Below are 21,086 nucleotides of genomic sequence, written 5' to 3' on the forward strand. Positions count from 1 at the left end.
TATATGGAAATATTGGTGTGCTGCGCAGTGGATGTTGAATTGCTGTCTGGGCGCTGCTGCGATCAGGTGACACAGCGCCCAGGTTTTCGTCAGTATTGGCGCTTGGCAATCTAGCGATGGCTTAGCTGTAGATGTGCTTGTAAGGGGAGGGGTTCGTCTATCCGATTCCCCTCTATATCCATTTCATTATAACTTACCAGTCGAGTGCCGTGCTTGATTCGATAACCAATCCAGACTGCAAGGAATAGTGGGAGGCTAACATAGGTTGCTACGAGACCACTCCAGTCGATATGCTCGCCGATGAATGCGCTATAATTTTGGCCAAGAACAATTATCATGCAGAGGCTAAAGGCAAACAGCGGGCCAAATGGGAAGAGGGTGGCTCGGTAAGGTAGTTCTTCTAAGCGTCCTCCTTGAGCAAGGAATCCTTTTCGAAAGCGATAATGAGAGACGGCAATCCCCAACCATGCAATGAATCCGCACATGCCCGAAGTGTTGAGTAGTGCGTTATATATGAATTTGTCGCCAAATACGGAAGTCAGGAAGCACAGTGCGCCGATCAATGTGGTTGCATAAAGTGCATTGCGCGGCACCCCGTTGCGCGAGATTTTAGAGAAAATCTTAGGCGCTTTACCCTGCTCGGCAAGACTATGGAGCATGCGGGTGGATGCATACATCCCCGAGTTACCTGCCGAGAGAATGGCGGTTAGGATGACGGCGTTCATCAGCGCAGCCGCTGATGCAAAACCGGCACGTTCGAAAAGCAATGTGAATGGGGAGACGCTAATGTCCGTTGTTTCGTTGCGTAATAGACTTGGGTCAGTGTATGGAATCATTGCTCCAATCACAAAGATTGCAAGAATATAGAATAACGTGATGCGCCAGAATACTTGGCGGACAGCAATAGGTACGTTTTTACTGGGATTTTTGGATTCTGCTGCCGCAACGCCTACGATTTCCGTGCCTTGAAACGAGAAGCCGGCAATCATTACAACTCCAACCAAGGCTTGGAATCCGCCTGCGAACGGTGCGTCGCCAGTTGTGAAGTTTTTAAATCCGGGTGATTCTATTCCGTGCATCAATCCAAAAATAGTGGCTAATCCTATGATGATGAATACAATTACCACTAAGACTTTAATCAATGCGAACCAGAACTCGCTTTCACCAAAGCAACGTACTGAGACGAAATTTAGCAAGAATATTATTGCCAGGAAAGCGCCGCTCCAATAAATTCCTGGAGTGTCGGGGAACCAGAACTCCATAACTAGCTGGGCGGCTACAAGTTCGGCGGCGATAGTCACGGCCCAGTTAAACCAATAGTTCCAGCCTAGTGCAAATCCGAAGCCGCTCTCAACAAATTTGCTTCCGTAAGTGCTAAATGAGCCGGCGACAGGCATGTACGCGGCCATTTCGCCAAGACTGGTCATCAGGAAGTAAACCATTACCCCGATCAGTGCGTACGCTAGGAGTGTTCCCCCGGGACCCGAACTGGCAATGGAAGCGCCTGTTGCTACAAATAGCCCAGTGCCAATTGAGCCACCTATGGCGATCATGTTTAGGTGGCGTGTTGATAGTGTTCGTTTCAGGGTGTTTTCTGGTGTGCTCATTTTCCCGTCTCCTGCTTCAGGTAGTCAGGATCGGGTTTTGGTTTAATACTTAACTTTGGTGTGGTCATTATTAAACTTCATTTTTGGATTTATTATAATTCCGCCTGTGCCGGGAAGGCGGCGGGTGCATGTAAGGCAATGAGCTATTTAGGCTACCGCTGGCATGCAGTACACCATCAAATCAGGCTCACCTAATGAATTCTAAAATTGGTAGGGTTCATAAAGAAGACGCAATATGCAGCGTTTTGACGCGATTTTCGTCATTTTGATGATAGCGTTGATCATAATGACAAGGTTTCCCTGGTCGCGTAGCCATATCCAGGCCCCACGATAAGGCCCATCACGAGGTGCCATGAGCAGTCAGCGTTACTCCGAAGATGACCTTGGAGAACGGCATTGCGGTCGGCCTATTGGTGGAGCGGAGGGAGAGCGTGAAGCTGCGCGAGGAGCAGCCCGAGGGCGGGCCCTGAGGTAGTAGATTCCTGAGCGGCGGTAGTGCCAAACCGACAGTCTTTGCCGGGGCTGGTGACAGTGTTGGTTACAGGCTGGTGACCCTTGGCCCTGCCCGGGCATGGCGTTGAGGTCGGTCATGATGAGGTAAGCCCTTGATGTTCATGGGTTTACCACCAGTACTTGCCGAAGTTTTCCGGGTTGGCCCAGAACTTGGCATTGAGCCAGTCCGGGACCTGCTTGTATTCGTGCAGATCGTAGGTGAACAGGGTGAGCACCTGCGAGTCGCGCTGGAAGCGTTCGCTGGCCTGCATGGCCAGCGCATAGAAGTCGGTGTCCTGTGCCTGCGCGGCGTCGAGGTCGACCAGCACGGCGACCTTGCTGCTGTTGAGGTTGCGGATGCCCCCCACCAACTGCTGCGCCTCGCGCCGTGGCAGATGCTCCAGGCAGTCGGCGAGCAGTGCCAGGTCATAACGCTGCGCGGCGATGTCCGCCGGCAGCGTGCCGGCGGGGGCGTGAAACAGTTCGCAATCCGGATGCGCCGCGCAGAAGGCGTCCACCGCCGGGATCTGGCTGGCGCCCACCAGCAGAAGACGCTGCGGTGCGTAGCGGTCGAGCAGGGCGGCAAGGGCTTGTTGCGGCGTGCGTGATGAGATCATGTGGTTTCGTCGAAGGCGATGATGAATGGACGAAGACTAGCGTGTGACACCCCCGTGGCCTAGTGCTGGCGCATTCTGCGAGTGCCGTCTTTACTCCGTAAGTGTCGGTCAAGACCCGATCATTAGAGGAGAGTTGAATTTATGAGTATCACAAGGACCGCCTTACCCCTGCTGCTGGTCAGCACGTTGCTTACCGGTTGCGCAGGATTGCAGAAGTCCGATTGGCCTACGTGCGCCGTGGTTGGCGGTGTCGGCGGTGCTGGCCTGGGTTCCATTGAAAGCAGCACCTGGGCTGGTTGGGGCGCCCTGATCGGTGGTGTGCTGGGGGCTTCCTATTGCTGGGTGCATGGTGCAGAGGAACAAGTGGCGGAGGTTCCGCCGCCCGCTCCGGCTCCTGAGCCCGCTCCGGCTCCGTTGCCCAAGGAAGAGACCATTGTCGTGCGCGATCTGCACTTCGCCTTCGACTCGTCGAAAGTCGATGCGCAGGACAAGGACAAGCTCAACGAAATCGCTTCCCGCCTGAAGGGCGAAGCGGCCACCACCGAGCTGAACATCGCAGGTCACACCGACAGCGTCGGCAGCGATGCGTACAACCAGAAACTGTCTGAGCGCCGCGCCCACGCGGTAGCCAACTATCTGGTGGATGCAGGCGTTCCGGCCAGCAGCATCAAGTCGGTCGAAGGCTATGGCGAGAGCCAGCCGGTCGCTGACAACAAGACCAAGGAAGGCCGTGCCGAGAACCGCCGTGTAGAGATCAAGATCACCCGTCAATGATCCAGGCGTGATGAAGTACTCAAAGGGGGCCATTTGGCCCCCTTTGTCATAGTGGCCTGCCACTGGCATCGACCCCGGCAGCGGAGTATGTTCCCCGGCAAGGAAAAAATGGGGGCATTTCATGAAAGCGTTGTTGGGCCTGGGCAAGCTGATTGCCCTGTTGTTCTGGCTGGCGGTGCTGGCCAATCTGATCCAGCCCTTCGCACATCCCTTCAGCTCGCTGCTCAATGTGGCCGGCGCGCTGATTCTGCTGATCCACATCATCGAGGTCATGGCGCTGCGCAATCGCCTGCGCGGCCGTCCGCATCCGGGGATGGATCGTCTGCAGATACTGCTGTTCGGCGTATTCCACTTCGCCACTTTGCCGCAGCCGGCATCCGCGAAAGTAGAAGGAGATACTCATGCGTAAGTCGTTGCTGGGCCTGGCGCTGTTCGCGCCGCTGGTGTGCTCGGCTGCCGGAAACGTCTCGGTCCAGGCCAACACCGTGCTGCGTCTGCCGGTGAAGGGCGACAGCCTGAGCCTGGATCGCATCAGCGTCGGCGCGGAAGGCGCGCTGCTGATCCCATCGCAGGTGAAGGTGCTGAAGATCGGCGAGCTGGACCTGGCGAAGAATGCGCGCCTGGGGGTGTTCCCCGGCGGCGATACGCTGCAGATCGAGGTACAGCACGGCAACCTGGCCGATGGCAGTGTGATCGCCGCACAGGGTAGCTCGGGCAGCTTCGAGAAGCCGGCCAGCGGCGGCCGTAACCTGGTGCTGCGTCTGCAGAATGTGCAGGTGGAAAACCTGCTGATCGATGTTCGCGGCGGCGTCGGCGCGCCGGGTTATGACGGCCTGGACGGCGGCAGTGCACAGACCTCCGGTTGCCTGTGGGGCAGCGGCCGGCCTGCCGGTGACGGCCAGAATGGCGCCAATGGCCGTTCCGGTGCGGCCGGCGGCGTGGTGCGCCTGGAAGTGCCGGAGCAGTTCGACGTCACGCGGGTGAAAGTGCGCCTGGAAGGTGGCGCGGGCGGGGCGGGTGGCAAACCTGGCAAGGCAGGTCCGCGCAGTAGCGAGAAGGGTTGCTGGTTCTATTCGGTTTCCGGCGAGGGACCAGGCTCGGATGGCAAGGCTGGGGCAGAGGGGCAGGCGGGGCGCGAAGGTCGCCTGGAAGTACAGCGTTTCTGATCCGTCGTTCTTGAGTAAAGGCCCGCCCGGCAACCGGGCGGGCCTTTTTATTTACCAGTGCGGGCGCGCGGCGACGAACGCCACCAGCGCCATGCCGATCAGCAGGTTGAGGCCCACGGTCTTGCGGATCTTGCCCAGAGCGGCACCGCCGGCTGGCCAGTCCTGGGCTTCCACCGCGCGGCGCAGCTCCGGCAACTGCAAGGCCTGGATGCGCAGGAACAGTGCGAGCATCGCGACATACAGTCCCATCATCACCTGCACATAGCGCGGCGCGCCGGCCATGCCGTTGAAGCTCAGGTGCAGCATGCCCACGCCTGTCACCGGCAGCAGGAACACCGCGGCCCACACCCAGCGGAAGAAGCGCGGGAATACCTCGAGCCACAGCTTCAGCCTTGCCGGCGGCTCCAGCGCGGCGACGGCGGCCGGGCGCAGCACCATCCAGGCGAAGAACATGCCGCCGACCCAGACCAGGGCGGCCAGGACGTGCAGGGCATAGACGGGGGCAAAGGGTGTCATTCGGACGATCTCCGCTGGCGGTTGTGGTCAGTCGCGCTATCATAGCCGCCGATTCGAACCACTGAAAATTTATCCAGCATCCGGATGTGTCCACAAAGGCGCCGCCGGGGCCCGGGAAGTCCATGCTCAGCACCGAACTCAAGGCCACGATCCAGGGCGCCTACTCGCGCTTCCTCGAGGCCAAGGAACTCAAGCCGCGCTACGGCCAGCGCCTGATGATCGCCGAAGTGGCCAAGGTCCTCGGCACCATCTCCAGCGACGAGGAAGGCCATCGCCTGGGCGACGCCGCCGTGGTCGCCGTGGAAGCCGGCACCGGCACCGGCAAGACCGTCGCCTACAGCCTGGCCGCCATCGCCTGCGCCAAGGCCGCCGGCAAGCGCCTGGTCGTCGCCACCGCCACCGTCGCCCTGCAGGAGCAGATCGTCCACAAGGACCTGCCCGACCTGCTGCGCAACAGCGGTCTTTCCTTCAGCTTCGCCCTGGCCAAGGGGCGCGGGCGCTACATGTGCCTGTCCAAGCTCGACCATTTGCTGCAGGAAGGCCAGGCGCAGAGCGCCACCGCCCAGCTGTTCGAGGAGGAAGGCTTCCGTCTCGACGTGGACGAGACGTCGAGCAAGCTGTTCAACCAGATGATCGAGCGCCTGGCCGGCAACCGCTGGGATGGCGACCGCGACTCCTGGCCCGAGGCCATCGAGGACGCGCACTGGTCGCAGGTCACTACCGACCACAGCCAGTGCACCAACCGTCATTGCCCGAACTTCCAGCAGTGCGCCTTCTACAAGGCGCGCGAAGGCATGACCAAGGTCGACGTGATCGTCACCAACCATGACCTGGTGCTGGCGGACCTGGCCCTGGGCGGTGGGGCGATCCTGCCGGACCCGCGCGACACCCTCTACGTGTTCGACGAAGGCCATCACCTGCCAGACAAGGCCATCGGCCACTTCGCCCACTTCACCCGCCTGCGCGCCACCGCCGACTGGCTGGCCCAGGTGGACAAGAACCTCACCAAGCTGTTGGCGCAGAACCCGCTGCCGGGCGACCTCGGCCGCCTGATCGAGCAGGTGCCGGAGCTGGCCCGCGAACTGCGGACGCACCAGCAGTTCATGTTCACCGCCTGCGAGGAGATCGGCGATTTCCGCGCCGGCGAGGACATGGAAGGCCGCGAGCGGCCGCGCCATCGCTTCGAGGGTGGGGTGATCCCCGAGCACATCCGCGAGATGGGCATCGAACTGAAGAAGGGCTTCTCCAAGCTCACCGACCTTTTCACCCGCCTCACCGAATTGCTCAAGGAGGCAATGGACGGGGAGGGCAGCATTGGCATCGCCAGCTACCAGGCCGAAGAGTGGTACCCGCTGTTCGGCAGCCTGCTGTCCCGCGCCCAGGGCAACTGGGAGCTGTGGACCGCCTTCACCTGCGAGGACCCGGAAGACAGCCCGCCCATGGCGCGCTGGCTGACCCTGGCCGAGAGCGGCACCTTCTATGACATCGAGGCCAACGCCAGCCCGATCCTTGCCGCCGAGACCTTGCGCCGCAACCTGTGGAACGTCGCCTACGGCGTGCTGGTGACTTCGGCGACCCTGACCGCGCTGGGCACCTTCGACCGCTACCGCATGCGCGCCGGCCTGCCGCGCTCGGCGGTCACCGCGGTGGTGCCGAGCCCGTTCCACCACGCTGATGCCGGCGTGCTGCGGGTACCCGACCTCAAGGCCGACCCGCGCGACGCTGCCGCCCATACCGCCGCGATCATCCGCGAGTTGCCGGCGATGGTCGAAGGCTCGCGCGGGTCGCTGATCCTTTTCGCCTCGCGCAAGCAGATGCAGGAAGTCTTCGACGGTCTCGAGCGTGACTGGCGCAAGCGCGTGCTGATCCAGGGCAACCTGTCCAAGCAGGAGACCCTGAACAAACACCGATCCCGCGTCGACGACGGCGAGCCGAGCGTACTGTTCGGCTTGGCCAGCTTCGCCGAGGGCGTGGATTTGCCGGGCGCCTACTGTGAACACGTGGTGATCGCCAGATTCCCTTCGCCGTGCCGGACGACCCAGTGGAAGCGGCGTTGTCGGAATGGATCGAGGCGCGTGGCGGTAATCCCTTCATGGAAATCGCCGTGCCCGACGCTTCGCTGCGCCTGGTCCAGGCCTGCGGCCGCCTGCTGCGTACCGAGCAGGATCGCGGCACCATCACGCTGCTCGACCGCCGCGTGGTGACGCAACGCTACGGCAAGGCCATCCTTAATGCGCTGCCCCCGTTCCGCCGCGAAATCGCCTGAGTCGTGTGCGGGAGCGTAATCCCGCACTTGCTGTCAAACGAGCGCCCGCCGTCCGGCGGGCGAGTTTCAAGGACAAGTAAAGATGACCTCGATGCGTTGGCACCTGCCACTGCTGCTCAGTCTGGCGATTGCCAGTGCCCCGGCCTGGGCGGCCGGCGGCAATGAAACCCTGTTCAACTTCGTAAAACCCATGGCCGTGGTCACGGTCACCACGCAGAACGCCGACCTGCCCAGCGCCACGGCTGAAGCCACGCCCGAGGGCGAGATCCTGCGCCGGGTGAATTTCAACCCGGCGCCACAGCCGACCCTGAGCCTGGCGCCGTCCAGCGGCAGCTGGGACTGGTCCCAGGCCGACAGCGTGAGCCTGCGCATCCAGAACGCGATGGGCTGGGCCATCACCCTGGAAGTGGCGATCGAAGGTGTCGCCGGCGCACCGGGTCTGCACGCCAGCATCGCGCTGCCGCCCGGCCCCGCGCAGACCCTGCTGATCCCGCTGCGGGCCACCGCGCCGGAAGACTTCGGCATGCGCGCCGGTGTGCCCATGCCCGTCACCCAGGACGGCCAGCGCCTGCTGCTGGCCAGCAAGGTGACCGGTGAACTGAACCGCAGCCAGGTCGGCGCCGTAAAGCTGTACCTGAATTCGCCCAAGGCGGCACAGGACATCCTGCTGGGCCGCTTCGGCACCAACGCCGACGGTGACCAGTGGCGCAAGGCCTATACCGGCATCGTCGATGGCTTCGGCCAGGCCAGCCGTGGCGACTGGCCGGAGAAGGTGAAAAGCGTCGAACAGCTCGCCAGCGCCTGGAAGGCCGAAGGCGAGCAACTGAAGAAGCAGCAGCCGGCGGCGGGACGCGATGCCTTTGGCGGCCTGCTGGACGGCCCGGCCTTCGAAGGCACCGGGTTCTTCCGCACCGAGAAGCGCAACGGCCGCTGGTGGCTGGTCACGCCCGAGGGGCATTCCTTCTGGTCCCTGGGCGTCAACGCGGTGAATGCCGACAGCAGCCAGACCTACGTCGAAGGCCGCGAATACATGTTCGCCAGCCTGCCCAAGGAGGGCGACCCGCTGGCGGCCTTCTACGGCCAGAGCGATGACCGCAACGGTGTCGGCGCCCAGCAGGGGCGCGCCTTCGGCAATGGCCGCTGGTATGACTTCTATGCCGCCAACCGCTTCCGCGCCGACGGTGGCCTGACCGGCGATGCCGCAGCCGCCGCCTGGCGCGAACGCACCTTGCAGCGCCTCGGCGCCTGGGGCTTCAACTCCCTGGGCGACTGGAGCGATCCGGCCTTCGCGGAGGAGCCGCGCCTGCCGTACAGCGTGCCGCTGTCGATCAGCGGAGACTACGCCACCGTCAGCACCGGCTACGACTGGTGGGGCGCCATGCCCGACCCCTTCGACCCGCGTTTCGCCATGGCCGCCGAGCGCGCCATCGCCATCGCCGCCCGCGACCATCGCGAGGACGCCTGGCTGCTCGGCTACTACGCCGACAACGAACTGGCCTGGGCCGGACGCGGCGACGATGAGCAGTCGCACTACGCGCTGGCCTTCGGCGCGCTGAAGCTGTCCACCGACAGCCCGGCCAAGCGCGCCTTCATCAAGCAGCTGAAGGACAAGTACAAGGATCACGAGGCGCTTGCCGAAGCCTGGGGCGTTCCCATCGCCGCCTGGGAGGACCTCGACGCGCCCGGCTACCAGGCGCCGCAGCCGAGCGCCGCGCACCTGGCCATCGCCCAGGACTACAGCGCCTTCCTGCGCCTGTATGCCGACCAGTACTTCAAGACCCTCAAGGACGCGCTGAAGTGGCACGCGCCGAACCACCTGCTGCTCGGCCCGCGCTTCGCCGTCAGCACACCGGAGGCGCTGGCGTCCTGCGCGCAGTACTGCGACTTGCTCAGCTTCAACCTCTATGTGCCGCTGCCGCACCAGGGGTACGACGCCGCCTACCTGAACAGCCTGGACAAGCCGGTGCTGATCACCGAGTTCCACTTCGGCTCCCGTGATCGCGGGCCGTTCTGGGGCGGGGTGGCTGAGGTGTACAACGAGCAGCAACGCGGCGAAGCCTACCAGCGCTTCCTCGCCGAGGCGGTGAAGGCCCCGAACGTGGTCGGCGCGCACTGGTTCCAGTACCTCGACCAGCCGGTGACCGGCCGCCTGCTCGACGGCGAGAATGGCCACATCGGCCTGGTCGGCATCACCGATCTGCCCTTCACCGGCTTCGTCGACGCCGTGCGCAAGGCCAACCAGCAGGCGCTCAAGGCCATCGACGAGCAGGCCCGCGCGGCGGCGAAGGCCGCGCCGGAACCCAAGCCCACACCGGTGAACGACAGCGGCGCCGACGAGGAGCAGGCCGACAGCCAATGACTCGGCATTCGTAAGGCCAATACCCGCCTTTAGCGGGGTTCACAGGGGCGGAGGGCACTGGAAGAATGGTGCCTCCGCCCCTTCGTTTTCGTCCCGCCCACTGGAGATTCCGATGACCCTGCACGGCCATTGCGACCACCGCTTCACCCCTGTTGCCGATGCCTTCAGCGCCCTGTTCGAAGACCCTCAGGAGCGCGGTGCGGCGCTGTGCATCCAGGTTGGCGGCGAGACGCTGGTCGATCTGTGGGCCGGCAGCGCGGGCAAGGAGCCTGGCCAGGACTGGCAGGCCGATACCCTGCTCAACCTGTTCTCCTGCACCAAGACCTTTGCGGCCGTTGCCGCCTTGCAACTGGTGGGGGAGGGCAAGCTGGAACTCGACGCCCCGGTGGCGCGCTACTGGCCGGAGTTTGCCCAGGCTGGCAAGCAGGCCATCACCGTGCGCCAACTGCTCTGCCACCGTGCCGGCCTGCCGGCGATCCGCGAGCAACTGGCGCCGGAAGCGCTCTACGACTGGTCGACCATGACCGCCGCGCTGGCGGCCGAAACACCCTGGTGGACGCCGGGCGCCGAGCACGGCTACGCCCCGATCACCTACGGCTGGCTGGTGGGGGAGGTGATCCGCCGCGTCGATGGTCGCGAGCCGGGAACCGCCATCGTCGCGCGCACGGCCGAACCGCTCGGTCTCGATTTCCATATCGGCCTGGATGACGCCGAATTCCACCGAGTGGCGCACATCGCCCGTGGCAAGGGCAACCTGGGCGATGCCGCCGCCCAGCGCCTGCTCAAGACCATGATGACCGAGCCGACGGCGCTCTCCACTCGCGCCTTCACCAATCCGCCGTCGGTGCTGACCAGCACCAACAAGCCCGAGTGGCGACGCATGCAGCAGCCGGCGGCGAATGGCCATGGCAACGCGCGCTCGCTGGCCGGTTTCTACAGCGGACTGCTGCAGGGCAAGCTGCTGGACGAGACGCTGCTGGCTGAGCTCACCCGCGAACACGCGGAGGGTGAAGATCGAACCTTGTTGACTTGCACTCGCTTCGGCCTGGGCACCATGCTTGACCAGCCGGACGTGGCCAACGCCACCTACGGCCTGGGTGCACGCGCCTTCGGTCATCCGGGGGCCGGCGGCTCCATCGGATTCGCCGACCCCGAGCGCGAACTGGCCTTTGGCTTCGTCACCAACACCCTCGGCCCCTATGTGCTGATGGATCCGCGCGCACAGCGCCTGGCGCGCATCGTCGGCGAATGCCTGTAGCGACGGACGGGAGGAACCTTCCTCCCGTTGCGCCTTCGAAGGGTCGTCCGCAAACGTGACGGTCATCTCATTAGCGTGGACATGCACCGCTCGTCAGTTGGAGCTTAAAATCTCGTTCCAACTGAGTAAGTTATGATCAACTCCTAAGCTGATGGTTGAAGTCAGGGCGCCACTTTTTGCCTGTCGCGCCCAGGCCTCGCTTCGTGTCCCGACTGATGGTACCGCCCCATGAAAGTGCTGAAGATCTCCATGCTCGCCCTCTGCATCGGCCTCTCGGCTTGCAGTCAGTTCCAGTCCAAGGACAAGGACAGCACCGCCGCCGCGCCCACTGCAGGTAGCAGCCATTACTGGTGGCCTTTCGGCGCCGAGAGCGAGGCGACTGCCGTAGCTCCGGCGGTAGAGAAAAAGCCCGTCGAGGCGCCGAAGGTTGCCGCCGTTGGCAACAAGCAGCAGCCCGGCGGCCACTGGTGGTGGCCGTTCGGCGCTGAGGCTGGCCAGACCGCTGGCGACACCGGCGCGAAGGTGCAGGACCAGCAGGTCAGCAAGGAATGGCTGGACCAGCATGAGCAGGCTCTGCGTACCGCCGTGGCTGGCAGCAAGTTCACCGTCGAGCGGCGCGAGAATGCGTTGGTGCTGATCGCACCGGTGGACAGCTCGTTCAACCCCAAGCGTCCTGAGCTGCTGCTGCCGATCACCCTCGGCCCGCTGGGCAACGTGGCGAAGATGCTGCAGAACGACCCGGAAAGCGGCGTGCTGGTACTGGGCCACAGCGACAGCTCGGGCGACAAGGCGCTCAACGACAAGGTCAGCCTGCAGCGCGCCCAAGCGGTGTCATCGATCTTCCGCCTGAGCGGCCTGGGCGCCGACCGCCTGCGCCTGAAGGGCGTCGGTTCCAGCCTGCCGCGTGCCGATAACGGCAGCGCCGAGGGGCGCGCGCAGAATCGTCGTGTCGAGGTGCTGCTGACCCAGCGCACCAGCCTGCTGGCGTTGGCGCAGAAGAACTGATCCCTACCGCGCGAAAGCGGCATTCCGGGCGGAATGTCGCTTGTCGTGGATCAAGCGCGAAGGCGCAACTCTGGATAAGCTTAGGGCCTTCGTTCTGAAGGAGACTTCCGATGGCTCAGACCCTGGCCGATATGCGCCGCGAATACACCCGTGACGGACTGAATGAATCCCAGGCTCCTGATGAGCCTTTCAGTCTCTTCCACCAGTGGTTCGAGGAGGCCGTGAAGACCGAGCAACTGCCGGTCGAACCCAATGCGATGATGCTCGCCACCGTGGATGCCCAGGGCCAGCCACATTGCCGGGTGCTCCTGCTCAAGGGCCTGGATGAGCGCGGCTTCACCTTCTTCAGCAACTATGAAAGCGCCAAGGGGCAGCAACTGGGTGAGAACCCGCGTGCGGCCATGACCTTCTTCTGGCCGGCCCTGGAGCGCCAGGTGCGCATCGAGGGACAGGTCGAGAAGGTGTCCAACGAAGAGTCCGCTGCCTATTACCGGGTGCGCCCGCTGGGTAGTCGCCTTGGCGCCTGGGCTTCGCCGCAGAGCCGGGTGATCGATGGGCGCGGCGAGCTGGAGCAGTTGCTTGCGGAAACCGAAAGGCGCTTCGCCGATTCCGCGCCGACCTGCCCGGAGTTCTGGGGTGGCTACCGTCTGCTGCCGAGCCGTATCGAGTTCTGGCAGGGGCGGCCGAGTCGCCTGCACGACCGCCTCAACTTCCGCGTCGAGAACGGTGCCTGGGTACGTGAGCGCCTCGCTCCCTGACTTGCCACGCTTGACCGTTACGACGATGCGTTTTTCGTAGGAGCGAGCTTGCTCGCGAAGCAGCTCGCTGTGGGGCTGTTCGCGAGCAAGCTCGCTCCTACAGGCCAGTCGTCTTTCGTGCGGTGTAGGATGCCTTCATCCTTCCGCACAACGGTCCCGCCCCCATGAAAGTCGTCATCGCTCCGGACTCCTTCAAGGAAAGTCTTTCCGCCCCCGAGGTCGCGCAGGCCATCGCCCGTGGCTGGCAGCGTGCACGTCCAACCGACGAGGTGCTGCTGCGACCGATGGCGGATGGCGGGGAGGGCACGGTGGACGCCGTGCTTGCCGCCAAGCCGGGCGAGCGGCGCGAGTGCCGGGTCTGCGGTCCGCTCGGTCAGCCGGTAACGGCACACTGGGGATGGCTGGAGGATGGCACCGCGGTGATCGAAATGGCCGCTGCCAGTGGTTTGCACTGGGTGCCGCAGCGCAAGCGCGATGCAACCCGCACCACCAGTCGCGGCACCGGCGAGCTGGTGCGCGAGGCGCTTGAGGCCGGTGCGCGGAAGATCATTCTCGGCCTGGGCGGCAGCGCCACCAATGATGCCGGGCTCGGTTTGTTGCAAGCGCTGGGCGCACGCTTCCTGGATGCCCAGGGCGCCGATCTCGGCGCCGGCGGCGCGGCGCTGGGCACGCTGATGGCGATCGACCTGTCCGGCCTCGATCCGCGATTGCAACAGGTGGAAGTCGAAGTCGCCGCCGACGTGAACAATCCCCTTTGCGGGCCTCATGGCGCATCAGCGGTATTCGGTCCGCAGAAGGGCGCAAGTCCCGCGCAGGTGGAGCAGTTGGATGCGGCGCTGCGGCATTTCGCCGAGGTCGCCGCGCGAACCCTGGGCGAGGATCACAGCCTGTTCCCCGGCGTCGGGGCAGCAGGGGGGCTGGGCTTTGCCAGCCGGGCCTTCCTCAAGGCACGGTTCCGTCCTGGCATCGAACTGGTTGCCGAGTTGTCCGGGCTGGAGCAGGCCCTGCAAGGCGCCGCGCTGGTGATCACCGGGGAAGGTCGTCTGGATGGCCAGAGCCTTCACGGCAAGACGCCGGTGGGCGTGGCACGCCTGGCCCGTCGCGCCGGGGTGCCGGTGATTGCGCTGGCCGGCAGCCTGGGCGAGGGATTGGGCGGGTTGCGCGAGGAGGGGATCGAGGCAGCCTTCAGCCTGGTACCGGGGCCGATGAGTCTCGCACAGGCCTGTGCGCAGGCCGCAGTTGAGCTGGAGAGTCGCGCCGAGGCATTGGCGCGATTCTGGACGCTGGCTCAGGCGGCGCGGTAATCGTCGGCGGCTTGCTGCAGCCACTGTGGCAGGTCGCGGCGCTTGATGCGCTGGCGCTTGGCTTCTTCCAGGCGTTTCAGCAGGTAGCTGCGCTTGGCCGGATCGTCGCCAGCCAGCGACAAGGCCAGGTCGCGGTCCATCCAGCGGCGGATGCGCCAGTAGATCCACCAGTGGAAGTACAGGCCGGCAGCGGTGGTGACGACGATGATGAAGTAGTCCATGGGCGCTCCTCGTGCGGGCGCCTACCCTAGCCGATCCGCCAACCCACATAAAGCTGAGCTGAGACAGGCATTTTCGCTTTTGTTGGCTAAGACTGTACAAAAGCTGAACCGAATGAGTTTGTTGCAAGGCCTGGCGTGACAGCAGGGCTGTCGTCGGAGTCTAATATTCGTAGCCCTATCCGGAGGTTTCATACATGCGTAAATCTGCCCTGTTCGCTGTGACGTTCGCTGCACTGGCCCTGACCCTCGGCGGCTGCCAGTCCAGCCTGACTGGCGACACTTACACCCGCGAAGAGGCACGTACCGTGCAGAACGTTCGCATGGGTACCATCCAGGCCCTGCGTCCGGTGAAGATCGAGGGCACCAAGACCCCGATCGGCTCGGTTGCCGGCGCCGCCGTTGGTGGTATCGGTGGCAGCTCCATCGGTGGTGGCAAGGGTAGCTACGTCACCGCCATCATCGGCGCCGTGGCTGGCGGCCTGCTCGGTGCGGCCACCGAGGAAGGCCTGACCCGTACCCAGGGTGTGGAAATCACCGTTCGTGAAGACGACGGCAGCACCCGCGCCTACGTCCAGGAAGTTGATGAGGGCGCCGTGTTCCGCGTCGGTGAGCGTGTACGCATCCTGACCGTCAACGGCACCAGCCGCGTTTCCCACTAAGCTCTCCGCGGCTGCCCATGAGGTAGCCGGCTTTCAGCGCGCGACAGCCATTGTGGTTGTCGCGCGCTATTGTTTTCGGGGGACGGATTTCCTCCGCACGGCTCGCTAGCTGCGCGGGCGGCCTGAATTTTAGTAATATTTCAATCCATGACACGTCATCGATAGATATGGATAATCGTGGCCTTCGCACGCCGGCGCACTTGGCGCGAGGGCGTTTGTATGGGGGCCGCCCGGCGGTGGATAGGAGTGGGTCATGATGCTGGCGCTGATCATTGCGCTGCCTTTCTTCGGGGTAATGTTGCCCCTCCTGAGCGAACGCTTCGGCCGTAGCGCCTGTGCTGCCGCCACTGGCTTGGTGCCGCTGACGGGCTTGATTCTGCTGCTGAGCCAGCGCGAAGTGCTGAGCGGCGAAGCCCGGGTCTTCAGCACGCAGTGGCTGCCGGAACTCGGCCTGAATCTCAGCTTGCGCCTGGATGGCCTGGGCTTCCTCTTTGCCCTGCTGATTCTCGGCATCGGCCTGCTGGTCATCCTCTACGCCCGTTATTACCTGTCGGAGAAAGAGCCCGCCGGGCGCTTCTTCGCCTTCCTGCTGCTGTTCATGGGCGCCATGCTCGGCGTGGTGCTCAGCGAAAACCTGCTGCTGATGCTGATGTTCTGGGAACTGACCAGCCTGTCGTCGTTCCTGCTGATCGGCTTCTGGGGCCATCGCTCGGATGCGCGCAAGGGCGCGCGCATGTCGTTGGCGGTTACCGGCGGCGGCGGTCTGGCGCTGCTCGCCGGCATCCTGCTGATCGGCCATGTGGTCGGCAGCTTCGAGCTGAGCACTGTGCTGGGGGCGCGCGACGTGCTGCAGGCCAGCCCGCTGTTCCCGCTGGCGCTGTGCCTGGTGCTGCTGGGCGTGTTCACCAAGTCCGCGCAGTTCCCCTTCCATTTCTGGCTACCCCACGCGATGGCCGCGCCGACGCCGGTCTCCGCCTACCTGCATTCGGCAACCATGGTGAAGGCCGGCGTGTTCCTGCTGGCGCGCCTGTATCCGCTGCTGTCGGGCAATGACCTGTGGTTCTACCTGGTCAGTCTCACCGGTCTTGCGACCCTGCTGATGGGCGCCTTCATGGCGCTGTTCCAGAACGACCTCAAGGGTCTGCTGGCCTACTCCACCATCAGCCACCTGGGCCTGATCACCCTGCTGTTCGGCCTGGACTCGCCGCTTGCCAACGTCGCGGCGATCTTCCACATCATCAACCACGCCACCTTCAAGGCCTCGCTGTTCATGGCCGCCGGCATCATCGACCACGAGACCGGCAGCCGCGACATGCGCCGCATCAACGGCATGTGGAAGTACATGCCGCACACCGCGGTGCTGGCGATGGTGGCCTCGGCATCGATGGCCGGCGTGCCGCTGCTCAACGGGTTCCTCAGCAAGGAAATGTTCTTCGGCGAGACCCTGGCGCAGAACATGATGGGCAGCTTCAACTGGCTGATCCCGACCCTGGCGACCGTCGGCGCGCTGTTCTCGGTGAGCTACTCGGTGCGCTTCATCCACGACGTGTTCTTCAACGGCGAGCCGATCAACCTGCCCAACCCGCATCCACATGAGCCGCCGCGCTACATGAAGGTGCCGGTGGAAATCCTGGTGCTGATCTGCCTGCTGGTGGGTGTGATGCCGTCGCTGATCGTCGGCCCGCTGCTGGCCGGCGCCGCCGCGTCGAGCCTGAACGGCGCGCTGCCCGAGTACAGCCTGGCGATCTGGCACGGCTTCAATGCGCCGCTGGCGATGAGCTTCGTCGCCACCGCCGGCGGCGTGCTGCTCTACGTGCTGCGCAAGCCGCTGTTCGACTGGTACGCCGGGCTGCCGGCGATGGACGCCAAGCTGGTGTTCGAGCAGCAGGTACAGCGACTGGTGCGCGTTGCCGTTCGGATTACCGCGTTCCTCGAAAATGGTTCGCTGCAACGCTACGCCATGCTGTTGTTGCTGGCCGCCGTGATCGTGGTGTTCGCCGGCCTCGCACCGTTGCCGAGTATCGAAGGCACGCGGGCGCAGACGCCGCTGGATGGCATCACGGCGCTCGGGTTGATCCTGCTCGCCCTGTGCGGGCCGCTGACCGTATGGTTCCACCGCCAGCGCCTGACTGCGCTGATCATCCTCAGCATCGCCGGTCTGCTGGTGGCGCTGGCCTTCGCCCGCTTCGCAGCACCCGACCTGGCGCTGACCCAGCTGTCGGTCGAAGTGGTGACCATGGTCCTGCTGATGCTGGCGCTGTACTACCTGCCGGCGCGCACGCCTGCGTCGTCCAGCAGCCTGCGCCGGCTGCGCGACTTCGTGGTAGCGATCGGCGCCGGCGTGATGGTGACGTTGCTGGCCTACGCCGTGCTGACCCGTCCGTACGACAGCATTGCCGGCTACTACCTGGAAAACAGTGTGTCCGGCGGTGGCGGGCACAACGTGGTGAACGTGATCCTGGTCGATTTCCGGGGCTTCGATACCCTCGGCGAGATCACCGTGCTGGCCATCGCCGCCGTCGGCATCTTCGCGCTGCTCGACGGCCTGCGCCTGCTGCGCGCCGAGCGCGACGACGAGGGTCGCGCCTGGGCGGCAGACCGCTTCCCGCCGATCCTCGGCGTGCTGTCCCGATTGATGCTGCCGCTGGCACTGCTGGTTTCGGTGTTCATCTTCCTGCGCGGGCACAACCTGCCGGGCGGCGGCTTCATCGCCGGGTTGATCACCTCGGTCGCACTGATCCTGCAGTACATCGCCTGCGGCAGCCGCTGGGTGAGCACGCGCCTGCCGCTGGACTATGGGCGCCTGGCCGGGCTCGGTGTGCTGATCGCCGGGCTCACCGGACTGGGCAGCTGGCTCTTCGGCTTCCCGTTCCTGACCTCGTCCTTCGGCCATTTCAACATCCCGCTGGTGGGTGAGATCGAACTGGCCACCGCCATGCTCTTCGACCTTGGCGTGTACTTCACCGTGGTCGGCGCGACCCTGCTGATCCTTTCGGGACTCGGTTCGGTCACCGCGCCGCCGGATGTTCCGACGCTGTCCAAGGAGGCGCATTGATGGAAGCGCTGTTCGCCGTCACCCTCGGCCTGCTGACCGCCAGCGGCGTGTACCTGCTGCTGCGTGCGCGGACCTTCCCGGTGGTGCTGGGGCTCACCCTGTTGTCCTACGCGGTCAACCTGTTCCTCTTCGCCATGGGCCGGCTGGCCGGCGACCCGGCGGTGATCGGCAAGGTTGCCAACGCCGGCGACCCGATCCCCCAAGCGCTGGTGCTGACCGCCATCGTCATCGGCTTCGCCATGACGGCGTTCGTCATTGTCCTGGCCCTGCGTGGGCTGGCCGAGACTGGCGGCGATCACGTCGACGGCGGCAACGGCCACGAAGGAGAGCAGGGCCGATGAACCACTGGCTGATCCTGCCCGTCCTGCTGCCGCTGTTCGCCGGCTGCCTGTTGCTGCTCACCAGCGCCATGGGCGAGCGCTTGCAACGTGGCCTGTCGCTGCTCGCCACCCTGGCCCTCGTGCCGTTGTCCGCCGTGCTGCTGCAACAGGCCGACAGTGGTGTGGTGCAGTTCTACGCACTGGGCAACTGGCAACCGCCGTTTGGCATCATTCTGGTGCTGGACCGCCTCAGTGCGCTGATGCTTGCCGCCACCGCGCTGCTCGCCAGCCTGTCGCTGATTTATGCCCTGTGCGGCGACGACCGGCGCGGCAAGCGCTTCCATGCGCTGTTCCAGTTCCAGTTGCTCGGTCTGAACGGGGCCTTCCTCACCGGTGACCTGTTCAACCTCTTCGTGTTCTTCGAGATCCTGCTGATCGCGTCCTACGCATTGCTGCTGCACGGCGGCGGGGTAGGGCGGGTGCGTGCGGGCGTGCATTACGTGGTGCTCAACCTCGTCGGTTCGGCGTTCTTCCTGATCGCGGTGGGAGTGCTCTACGGCATCACCGGCACCCTGAACATGGCGCACATGGCCGAGCGGGTCGCCCAGCTCAGTGCCGAACAGGCGCCGCTGGTGCGCGCCGCCGCGCTGTTGCTGCTGGTGGTGTTCGGCCTCAAGGCGGCGCTGCTGCCGCTGTACTTCTGGCTGCCTCGCGCTTACGCGGAGGCGACCGCCCCGGTGGCGGCGCTGTTCTCGATCATGACCAAGGTCGGCATCTACTCGATCCTGCGGGTCTACACGCTGATCTTTGGCGAGCAGGCCGGCGAGCTGGCGAACCTGGCCCAGGCCTGGCTCTGGTCGCTGGCGCTGGCCGGTATCGCCGCTGGTGCACTGGGCGCGTTGGCGGCGACCACGCTGCAAGGGCTGCTGTCGTACCTGGTGGTGGTGTCCGCCGGTACGCTGCTGGCGGCGATTGCGCTGGGTACGCCGGAGGCGCTGTCCGCTGCGATGTATTACCTGCTGCACAGCATCTGGGTGGCCGGCGGGTTGTTCCTGCTCGCCGACCTGATCGCCCGCCAGCGCGGCGACAAGGCGGGGCGCCTGGTGCAGGGCCCGGCGCTGTTGCAACCTCATCTGCTGGGCGGCGCCTTCTTCTTCGGCGCCATCGCCGTGGCCGGTTTGCCGCCGCTGTCGGGGTTCCTCGGCAAGCTGATGTTGCTGCGCTCGGTGAGCGGCGGCAGCGAAGCCATCGCCCTGTGGGGCGTGGTGCTGGTCAGCGGTCTGGTCACTATCGTCGCCTTGAGCCGCGCCGGCAGCACGTTGTTCTGGCGCACCGGCCGCACCGTGCTGGGCAGCGCCGAGCGTGAGCCGGTGAAGCTGCTGGCGACCTTCGGCCTGCTGGCCAGTGCGCCGCTGATGGTGGTTGCCGCGCGGCCGCTGCTGGCCTATGCCCAGGCGACCGCCGCGCAACTGCTGGACGTCGACCTGTATCGCCAGGCGATCCTGCTGGGAGGTGGCGCATGATCCGCCGCATCCTCCCGCACCCGTTGCTCAGCGCCATCCTGCTGTTCACCTGGCTGCTGATGGTCAACGATTTCTCCCTCGGCCACTGGTTGCTCGGTGCGTTCCTCGCCCTGGTGCTGCCGCTGTTGTGCCGCGACCTGCTGCTGTCCACCCCGCGCGTCCGCCGGCCGGGCCTGCTGCTGCGTTTCATCGCGCTGGTGCTGTACGACATAGTCGTGGCCAACCTGCAGGTGGCCAGGCTGGTGCTGGGGCCGAAGGCCAGGCTGCAGCCTGGCTTCGTGGAGATTCCGCTGGAGCTGACCGACGACCTGGCCATCACCATCCTTGCCAGCGTGATCACCCTGACGCCGGGCACAGTGTCCGCCGATCTCAGCGACGACCGCCGCATGCTGCTGGTTCACGGCCTCGACGTACCGGACCCGCAGGCCCTGGCGGCGGATATCAAGGCCCGCTACGAAGCGCCGCTCAAGGAGGTGTTCGAATGCTCGGCTACGTGATTCCCCTGTGCCTGGCGATCCTTGGCCTTGCACTGCTGCTCACGGTGGCGCGGCTGATCCGCGGGCCGGGTACGGCGGACCGCATCCTGGCGCTGGATACGCTGTCGATCGAGGCCATCGCGCTGATCGTGCTGTTCGGCATCTGGAAGGGCACTGGCCTGTACTTCGAGGCGGCGCTGTTGATCGCGGTGATGGGCTTCGTCAGCACCGTGGCCCTGTCCAAGTTCCTGTTGCGCGGAGACATCATCGAATGAGCGCAGACGTCGTGATCGAGGCGCTGGTCTGCCTGCTGCTGCTGGCCGGCAGCCTGTTCGCCCTGCTCGGCGCCATCGGCCTGTACCGGCTGCCGGATTTCTATACCCGCCTGCATGCGCCGACCAAGGCTTCGACCCTGGGCGTCGGCGGGGTGATCCTGGCCTCGATGCTGTATTTCAGCACCCGTGGCGAGGGCGTCAGCCTGCATGAACTGCTGATCACCGTGTTCCTGTTCATCACCGCGCCGATCAGCGCCCACCTGCTGGCCAAGGCGGCGATGCAGCAGCGCACGCCGGTGGAGCGGGGGACCAAGGGCAAGCCTTGGGAGTGAACAGGCAGACGTCGGGCGTATAACGTTCGACGTTATAGGCCGTTTAACCGTATTTGCCGGCGACTCAGGGCTCGGCCTTGGAGCGCTAGGCGGAGGAAGGTGA

Annotated in this window: 19 protein-coding genes and 1 pseudogene; 16 read left to right on the forward strand and 4 right to left on the reverse strand. The window is 64.7% G+C overall.

Annotated elements, in window-relative coordinates; translation table 11 throughout:
• Positions 1–110 precede the first annotated feature (110 nt).
• A complete protein-coding gene (locus O6P39_RS06870) occupies positions 111–1,607 on the reverse strand; it encodes an amino acid permease (RefSeq protein ID WP_275610640.1) in 1,497 nt (498 codons plus the stop codon).
• Positions 1,608–2,227: 620 nt separating this feature from the next.
• Positions 2,228–2,716, reverse strand: coding sequence for a DUF6231 family protein (locus O6P39_RS06875; RefSeq protein ID WP_275610641.1), 489 nt, complete (start codon positions 2,714–2,716; stop codon positions 2,228–2,230).
• A 141-nt stretch (positions 2,717–2,857) separates the two neighbouring features.
• On the opposite strand from O6P39_RS06875, the gene O6P39_RS06880 reads away from it, so the two are divergent.
• The 3 genes from O6P39_RS06880 to O6P39_RS06890 all read left to right on the forward strand — a co-directional run bounded on the left by O6P39_RS06880 (position 2,858) and on the right by O6P39_RS06890 (position 4,656).
• A complete protein-coding gene (locus tag O6P39_RS06880) occupies positions 2,858–3,490 on the forward strand; it encodes an OmpA family protein (RefSeq protein WP_275610642.1) in 633 nt (210 codons plus the stop codon).
• A gap of 121 nt (positions 3,491–3,611) precedes the next feature.
• Positions 3,612–3,899, forward strand: a complete 288-nt coding sequence (locus O6P39_RS06885; protein WP_275610643.1) for a DUF1145 domain-containing protein — start codon at positions 3,612–3,614, stop codon at positions 3,897–3,899.
• Positions 3,892–4,656, forward strand: coding sequence for a collagen-like protein (locus O6P39_RS06890; protein WP_275610644.1), 765 nt, complete (start codon positions 3,892–3,894; stop codon positions 4,654–4,656). The genes O6P39_RS06885 and O6P39_RS06890 overlap by 8 nt, the downstream gene beginning before the upstream one ends.
• A gap of 51 nt (positions 4,657–4,707) precedes the next feature.
• Here O6P39_RS06890 and O6P39_RS06895 read toward each other — a convergent pair whose 3' ends face one another.
• Positions 4,708–5,172, reverse strand: coding sequence for a CopD family protein (locus O6P39_RS06895; protein WP_275610645.1), 465 nt, complete (start codon positions 5,170–5,172; stop codon positions 4,708–4,710).
• Between the two features lie 122 nt (positions 5,173–5,294).
• On the opposite strand from O6P39_RS06895, the pseudogene dinG reads away from it, so the two are divergent.
• The 6 genes and pseudogenes from dinG to O6P39_RS06925 all read left to right on the forward strand — a co-directional run bounded on the left by dinG (position 5,295) and on the right by O6P39_RS06925 (position 14,122).
• A pseudogene (gene dinG / locus O6P39_RS06900) lies at positions 5,295–7,438 on the forward strand (ATP-dependent DNA helicase DinG).
• Positions 7,439–7,520: 82 nt separating this feature from the next.
• Positions 7,521–9,797, forward strand: a complete 2,277-nt coding sequence (locus tag O6P39_RS06905; RefSeq protein ID WP_275610646.1) for a beta-galactosidase — start codon at positions 7,521–7,523, stop codon at positions 9,795–9,797.
• 112 nt (positions 9,798–9,909) lie between these two features.
• Positions 9,910–11,055, forward strand: coding sequence for a serine hydrolase domain-containing protein (locus tag O6P39_RS06910; protein WP_275610647.1), 1,146 nt, complete (start codon positions 9,910–9,912; stop codon positions 11,053–11,055).
• A gap of 228 nt (positions 11,056–11,283) precedes the next feature.
• A complete protein-coding gene (locus O6P39_RS06915; protein ID WP_275610648.1) occupies positions 11,284–12,060 on the forward strand; it encodes an OmpA family protein in 777 nt (258 codons plus the stop codon).
• Positions 12,061–12,170: 110 nt separating this feature from the next.
• Entirely contained in the window at positions 12,171–12,818 is a 648-nt protein-coding gene (gene pdxH, locus O6P39_RS06920; RefSeq protein ID WP_275610649.1) for a pyridoxamine 5'-phosphate oxidase, read from the forward strand.
• A gap of 164 nt (positions 12,819–12,982) precedes the next feature.
• Positions 12,983–14,122, forward strand: a complete 1,140-nt coding sequence (locus O6P39_RS06925) for a glycerate kinase (RefSeq protein WP_275610650.1) — start codon at positions 12,983–12,985, stop codon at positions 14,120–14,122.
• On the opposite strand, the gene O6P39_RS06930 is transcribed toward O6P39_RS06925, so the two are convergent.
• Positions 14,107–14,343 carry a hypothetical protein gene (locus O6P39_RS06930; protein WP_275610651.1) on the reverse strand — a complete coding sequence of 79 codons (237 nt, stop codon included), beginning with the start codon at positions 14,341–14,343 and terminating at the stop codon, positions 14,107–14,109. The two genes, O6P39_RS06925 and O6P39_RS06930, sit on opposite strands and share 16 nt — an antisense overlap.
• Positions 14,344–14,537: 194 nt before the next feature.
• Here O6P39_RS06930 and O6P39_RS06935 point away from each other — a divergent pair, with 194 nt between their 5' ends.
• The 7 genes from O6P39_RS06935 to O6P39_RS06965 all read left to right on the forward strand — a co-directional run bounded on the left by O6P39_RS06935 (position 14,538) and on the right by O6P39_RS06965 (position 20,983).
• Positions 14,538–15,002 (forward strand): glycine zipper 2TM domain-containing protein, encoded by a 465-nt coding sequence (locus O6P39_RS06935; RefSeq protein WP_207885162.1) that lies wholly within the window; start codon positions 14,538–14,540, stop codon positions 15,000–15,002.
• 253 nt (positions 15,003–15,255) lie between these two features.
• Positions 15,256–18,057: a monovalent cation/H+ antiporter subunit A gene (locus tag O6P39_RS06940; protein WP_275610652.1), complete on the forward strand. Its 2,802-nt coding sequence runs from the start codon at positions 15,256–15,258 to the stop codon at positions 18,055–18,057.
• The gene (locus tag O6P39_RS06945; RefSeq protein WP_275610653.1) at positions 18,057–18,398 is read left to right on the forward strand and encodes a Na+/H+ antiporter subunit C; all 342 of its coding nucleotides are present in this window, start codon (positions 18,057–18,059) and stop codon (positions 18,396–18,398) included. Before O6P39_RS06940 ends, O6P39_RS06945 begins: the two co-directional genes overlap by 1 nt.
• Positions 18,395–19,900: a monovalent cation/H+ antiporter subunit D gene (locus O6P39_RS06950; protein WP_275610654.1), complete on the forward strand. Its 1,506-nt coding sequence runs from the start codon at positions 18,395–18,397 to the stop codon at positions 19,898–19,900. The genes O6P39_RS06945 and O6P39_RS06950 overlap by 4 nt, the downstream gene beginning before the upstream one ends.
• Entirely contained in the window at positions 19,897–20,397 is a 501-nt protein-coding gene (locus O6P39_RS06955; protein ID WP_275610655.1) for a Na+/H+ antiporter subunit E, read from the forward strand. The genes O6P39_RS06950 and O6P39_RS06955 overlap by 4 nt, the downstream gene beginning before the upstream one ends.
• Positions 20,382–20,651 carry a K+/H+ antiporter subunit F gene (locus O6P39_RS06960; RefSeq protein ID WP_275610656.1) on the forward strand — a complete coding sequence of 90 codons (270 nt, stop codon included), beginning with the start codon at positions 20,382–20,384 and terminating at the stop codon, positions 20,649–20,651. Before O6P39_RS06955 ends, O6P39_RS06960 begins: the two co-directional genes overlap by 16 nt.
• Positions 20,648–20,983, forward strand: coding sequence for a Na+/H+ antiporter subunit G (locus tag O6P39_RS06965; protein ID WP_275610657.1), 336 nt, complete (start codon positions 20,648–20,650; stop codon positions 20,981–20,983). The genes O6P39_RS06960 and O6P39_RS06965 overlap by 4 nt, the downstream gene beginning before the upstream one ends.
• Positions 20,984–21,086: the final 103 nt, after the last annotated feature.

It is taken from the genome of Pseudomonas sp. PSE14 (assembly GCF_029203285.1).
GTDB lineage: Bacteria > Pseudomonadota > Gammaproteobacteria > Pseudomonadales > Pseudomonadaceae > Pseudomonas.